The following is a 4,585-nucleotide window of genomic DNA, read 5'->3' as shown; positions in this document are numbered from 1 at the left end:
GGAGCCGGTGAAGATTAAAGCCTCGAAGAAGATCGCCTTCCGCCCTGCCAAGGAACTCAAGGAGGCCATTTGAGCGCCTCGGGTCACCTGGTCGAGATCACCCGGCGAGGATCTTCAGCCCCGTCACCCGCTCCCACGTCAGGAACCGGTGGTTCACCGGTGAGCGGAGGAGGTCTCGGACCATCTGGTGGAGGCGCTCGTGTAGCAGCCACTCCACCACGACTATGCAATGTAGTTGCCTCGCAACGTGCCTAGTTGTGAGATCTGAGGAGGTTGTCCATTCCATCTAAGAGTCTGAACATGGTCGTTGCGACACGAATACCGATGGACCTGAGGAATGAACAACCCGCACCAGGATGCCCGTACGACCTAGCTGGGTTGAGTGGACATGATCCGCCGCGGTCGCTGACCTACTGCAATCACCAGCGCCCGCATGGTAATCTTGCCCAATGGACACCCGCTCAGGCTCTCGCCGGAATAACCTGATTAGAACTCACACCTAGTCAACAATCCGAGTGTCTAGCCAGGATATGCGTCTTGCTCGAGCCTGCTCCGGCAAAGAGCAGCAGCGGCGCAGACGATATTGATCTGCTGACCAGAATGCCGTGCACCACCGCGTGAGCCTTCCACAAGCTTGATAGGTCGAAATTGGCGGGTTCGCAGACACTATCGCGTCACTGGACGTTCAACACCCTAGATCCAGTTCCACGTCCCATTCGCCAATTCGAGCTCTTCCTTCCGGAAGAGGTCGCGACAATTTGTTCGCTTTTTGTTCTATCTTTTCAAAGTGAGGGCTCGTAAAGTCACCTCCTTCTCTTGATCACGGAATTTACGATGAGCATGGATAAGGCCAAGGCGATCGAGACCGCTGTCAGCCAGATTGAACGAGCCTTCGGTAAAGGCGCCATTATGCGCCTCGGGGGCGATCAGGTTATCGAAGTAGAGACAGTCTCGACCGGTTCGCTCGGCCTGGATGTCGCGCTCGGTGTGGGGGGCCTACCGCGCGGGCGAATCATTGAGGTGTACGGACCCGAATCGTCAGGCAAAACGACGCTGGCACTTCAGACCATCGCTGAGGCACAGAAGAAGGGTGGCATCTGCGGGTTCATTGATGCCGAGCACGCCCTGGATCCCGTTTACGCCCGTAAGCTGGGAGTCAATCTGGACGCTCTCCTCGTGTCTCAACCGGACAACGGCGAGCAGGCACTTGAGATTGCCGATACGCTCGTCCGCTCGGGCTCTGTGGATGTTCTGGTTGTCGATTCAGTGGCAGCCTTGACCCCAAAGGCGGAGATCGAGGGCGAGATGGGCGAGAGCCGGCCCGGTCTTCAGGCCCGCCTCATGAGCCAGGCGCTGCGCAAGCTCACCGGTTCGATCAGCCGCGCGAATACGATGGTGATCTTTATCAACCAGATCCGCATGAAGATCGGCGTCACATACGGCACTCCTGAGGTGACCACAGGCGGCAATGCTCTAAAATTCTACGCCTCAGTCCGTCTCGACATACGCCGGATCTCCACTCTGAAGGATCGAGATGAGCCGATCGGCAATCAAGTGCGGGTTAAGGTGGTCAAGAACAAGGTCGCTCCGCCCTTTAAGCAGGTTGAGTTCGACATAATGTTCGGCGAGGGCATTTCGAAGATGGGCGAACTTATCGACCTCGGAGTGAAAGCCAATGTAGTGGAGAAGTCCGGCGCTTGGTTCTCCTATGATAGCCAGCGACTTGGACAAGGTCGTGAGAACGCCAAGGCTTTCCTGAAAGATAATCTCGAGATTGCGGCTGCAATCGAAAGTAAGATCCGACAGAATGCCGGTCTCCTAATTGCAGACTTGCAGGGTAACGATGACGTAATTGCATCAGAGGATGCCGCCTAAGAGTTCAACTGAAGTAGAAATCGATGCACCCTGGCCTCCGGACATCTCCAGGTGGTGGGACGAAATAAAAGGTCGCTTAATTATGGGCGGCCTTTGTTCCTTGAGGTCTTGTGACCCTATCAGGCCGCTTCGGAGACGAGAGTTTGCCCAGCCTCGTCCATGACCAGCATGTAGACGTCGAGCAGTGTGCCGTGCTCGTCGCGTTCGTCCTAATTTCGGATTTTATGGTTTCCGTGAGAGCTTTTTATCGGGTAGGGGAGTAAGCGCCTCGCTGATCCAGAGCATCGCTTGCGCAGAAGGCAACCGTTCGGGCAAGTTAGGAGCAGCACATCGACTGTGGTGCAGGCGAATGGGCTCATTAGAGTTCTGCAAAGCGACTATTTTGCGTACCCGGCAGTGAGATTTCCTAACCCAGAATTGTGCACGAAGATCAGGTATCGATTGGGCGAGCCAATCAAGAGGACAAGAGCGGCCACGGCGACTAATCTTTAATAGAGGAGTTTAAGAAGCTGCACGGAACCGCTCGAAGGCCGTAATCCGTTGGGTGAACGGCTCCACGTCCCGGCGGTAGACCTCCTGCCGCAGGAACTCCACCTCTGTCTCGTATGCATCCTCGCTAATCTCGATAAACCAAGCCTTGAGGCGACCATCTTTGCCGTCGCTCCAGCGATAGCCGCGCTTCTTGAGTTCGTCCTTCATATCGAAGGGGCTACCTTCCGCCCAGATGCGCAGCAGGGTTTTGCGTGCGGACGTCAGAAGATGGGACATGGCGCAACCGGAGTCATTGGGGAGGGGAGCCGTTAGGACCTCTAGCAGGGCATGGCAGTCCTCGACAGCACGATGACCCTGATGAAACCAGCCGCACTGGGACAGCAGGTAGCCGAGCTTCGAGCCCTCGAAACCGAAATCGAACCATGGTACCTCCGCATGAGAGCAGGCCCATGCCTTCAGGGCAAAGTCCTGCACCAGGTGCTCACAGAAAGGGCGGTCGAAGCGGGCGTTGTGGGCGATCACCAGATGCGCCGGCTGTATGAACGCCGCGATTGCATCCAGATTGATCGTTTGTCCCTTCACCATCTCTGATGTGATCCCCGTCAAACGCGTGATCTCGGGCGTAATCGGGATGGAAGGCTCCCGCAAGGCGCTGAAGGTGCCGACAACATCGCCGATCCGACCTTCATCGTCATATGAGAACGCCACCATCCCGATCTCGATGACTTCGTCCTGCGTGTGATCAAGGCCCGTGGTCTCGGTGTCTACGATGATGGCGAGCTTTTCGCCCGGGAACGCCATCCGAGATGTGGCCACGGGACGAGGTAGAAGGCGGCGCAGGATACGATATTGCCTACTTGCCTCAAGCGTGCGGGCGGCTGCTTCGAAGTTGGTAGGATCCAGCCGGAATACTCGCTTCTGTTCCTGCGCTCTGCTTTGGATCGCGGAGGTGGCGGCGTTATGGATCGGCGTCGCTGTTTCGTCCAATCCAAGGAACAGATCAACCTGTCCTTTCATCTGGTCTCATTCCTATGGCAGTCTCTGCGCTTCAGCTTTGGTGAAGGTCAGGAACCGTAAGCAGGAACTGGTCGCCATAAGGTTAATGAGAGCTCACGATTTGCCGGCCGAGCATCATGCCTGCCGTTCACCCTGTGCGACACTGCCGATACAGATCGGCAACGGCTCACCGGAGATGGCGGATCCTGAATATTGACCTGGCGGGACGAGCAAGTTTGCAAGCGCGTACCCGGCGCGAGAAAGACATCAATGAAAGAAGCGCGTGAGGCGCAAGCGGGCGCATACTTGTCCGGGGAGCCTCCCACTATGTCCTGTGAATTGACAGGCAATGCAGTAGAGCCTACCAGGACTGGCTATGTTGGGAAATGCATTCAGGGCTCCCGCTGATCGTAACGGCGGTCAGTAGCAACCGCGCAATTAGCGGCTGCTCCTTCTCTATCGAACCCATCACATAGCGATTGGTTCTTCGCTCAAGGGGCCATTCAGTTAAGGCTCGCTGTGGCTGCATTCGAAGTTGCGGTACACACCGGCGTCTCTCTCAGCCAAGCGCCAACAGTCTTCTAGTCGTGCCGACTCGTGTCGATCCTTCGCAAGGCTTCTCTGCAGTTCGAAAACTATAGCTGATGCAATCAGCTTCTCTACGAAGGGTGTGCTTCTTGACGAGTGCTCTCCGCGACCTCTACGGGCTACCGCCTTGCCTCTTCCCACGGCTGATGCATTAGATCACTGTAGTTCGCGGCGTTCACCTCATCCCTAATGGCTAGGCCGAAGGGAATGAAGCCCTTGATCAACGGGCAATTGGTAGCCGGACTTCGCGAGGAGCAACCATCTTCGCTCCGTTTTTTACTCTTAACGCAATGGGTCTGAAATTATTCGACCTGGGCCGAAATCAGCCGAGAAGAAGATTCCGCTTCTCGCGAAAGAGGGGCACTGTGAGCAGTCCGAAGCTTTTTCAACAGTCCCTTACGCTTGGCTACGTAGTAGTAGCCCCTGGAGTACAATGCCACAGCAAGGTTCGGATTGCCCCCAGCCACACTGTAGGCATTCGCCAAATATGGGACTGCGTAGGTCAAATTAGGTACTGTTAGGTCTTGAGCCAATCGAGAGCGGCGGCGAGACAGAGTATGCCCATGAACGATGAGGCCGTCTTCTCGTAGCGGGTTGCAACAGCCCGCCACTCCTTCAACCTCGCCCAGAGCCG

4 protein-coding genes are annotated in these 4,585 nt (G+C 56.3%); 2 read left to right on the top strand and 2 right to left on the bottom strand.

Annotated elements, in window-relative coordinates:
• The first annotated feature begins 7 nt into the window (after positions 1-7).
• On the top strand, positions 8-73 hold the full coding sequence (locus tag ACFOYU_RS15480; RefSeq protein WP_377034268.1) for a hypothetical protein: 66 nt from the start codon (positions 8-10) through the stop codon (positions 71-73).
• Between the two features lie 761 nt (positions 74-834).
• Positions 835-1,875: a recombinase RecA gene (recA, locus tag ACFOYU_RS15475; protein ID WP_377034279.1), complete on the top strand. Its 1,041-nt coding sequence runs from the start codon at positions 835-837 to the stop codon at positions 1,873-1,875.
• A 501-nt stretch (positions 1,876-2,376) separates the two neighbouring features.
• Here recA and ACFOYU_RS15470 read toward each other — a convergent pair.
• Positions 2,377-3,384, bottom strand: coding sequence for a 3'-5' exonuclease (locus ACFOYU_RS15470; protein WP_377034278.1), 1,008 nt, complete (start codon positions 3,382-3,384; stop codon positions 2,377-2,379).
• 1,084 nt (positions 3,385-4,468) lie between these two features.
• A partial coding sequence (locus ACFOYU_RS15465) for a transposase (RefSeq protein WP_377033527.1) occupies positions 4,469-4,585 on the bottom strand: 117 nt, incomplete at its 5' end.

It is taken from the genome of Microvirga sp. GCM10011540 (genome assembly GCF_042650665.1).
GTDB lineage: Bacteria > Pseudomonadota > Alphaproteobacteria > Rhizobiales > Beijerinckiaceae > Microvirga > Microvirga lenta.
Note: the sequence above shows the minus strand (reverse complement) of the source record. Positions and strands in the feature narration are given on the sequence as shown.

Bases quoted from the DNA above. Each gene is read 5' to 3' on its own strand.
- recA (WP_377034279.1), top strand. From the start codon at position 835: ATGAGCATGGATAAGGCCAAGGCGATCGAGACCGCTGTCAGCCAGATT.
- ACFOYU_RS15470 (WP_377034278.1), bottom strand. From the start codon at position 3,384: ATGAAAGGACAGGTTGATCTGTTCCTTGGATTGGACGAAACAGCGACG.